General features: G+C 70.4%; 1 CRISPR repeat array.

Annotated features, from left to right (window positions below):
* Nucleotides 1-63 precede the first annotated feature (63 nt).
* Nucleotides 64-827: a CRISPR direct-repeat array (repeat unit 32 nt; unit sequence GTCGCGCCCCGCGCGGGCGCGTGGATTGAAAC).
* Nucleotides 828-877: the final 50 nt, after the last annotated feature.

Genomic DNA, 877 nt, shown 5'->3' with positions numbered 1-877 from the left:
GCGCCCCGCGCGGGCGCGTGGATTGAAACCGCGCTCGCGATCGGTGTACACGCGAATCTTGATGTCGCGCCCCGCGCGGGCGCGTGGATTGAAACCTTCGGCGCAGCTGCTCCCCCAGCAAGCGAGACCCGTCGCGCCCCGCGCGGGCGCGTGGATTGAAACTACCGGTAGCATGGTGGCCTCCCTGTCATAGCTGGTCGCGCCCCGCGCGGGCGCGTGGATTGAAACCGTCCCCTCAACCCCGAGGAGGCGCGGGCGCTGCTGTCGCGCCCCGCGCGGGCGCGTGGATTGAAACGACCGCATCCAGGGCCGGAACCACTACTGCTGGGGTCGCGCCCCGCGCGGGCGCGTGGATTGAAACGGGAGCTTGTGGAGGATGAAGCCCCTGGTGTCTCGTCGCGCCCCGCGCGGGCGCGTGGATTGAAACCGACTTCGCACGGTCAAACAGCTTTATGACGTCCAGTCGCGCCCCGCGCGGGCGCGTGGATTGAAACGCTCGTCCGACTGCTCGGCGACACAACGATCCTGGTCGCGCCCCGCGCGGGCGCGTGGATTGAAACGCGGCTGGGAGCGGCTCGACGGTACACTGACCGTCGTCGCGCCCCGCGCGGGCGCGTGGATTGAAACGCAGGGTCGTGTCCCCGGCGATGTACTGGCCCGTGGTCGCGCCCCGCGCGGGCGCGTGGATTGAAACTGCGCGGCGTTGCTGTCCAGGTAAAGGGCGCCGCCGTCGCGCCCCGCGCGGGCGCGTGGATTGAAACTAGGGAGGCCATCAGACTGACTCTCGACCTGTCGGTCGCGCCCCGCGCGGGCGCGTGGATTGAAACTCAAGCCCCTTTTCGGCCTCAGCCCCCTCATACCGTCGCGCCCCGCGCGG

It is taken from the genome of Thermoanaerobaculum aquaticum, from assembly GCF_000687145.1.
Lineage (GTDB): Bacteria > Acidobacteriota > Thermoanaerobaculia > Thermoanaerobaculales > Thermoanaerobaculaceae > Thermoanaerobaculum > Thermoanaerobaculum aquaticum.
This window is presented reverse-complemented; position numbering and strand designations above follow the sequence as displayed.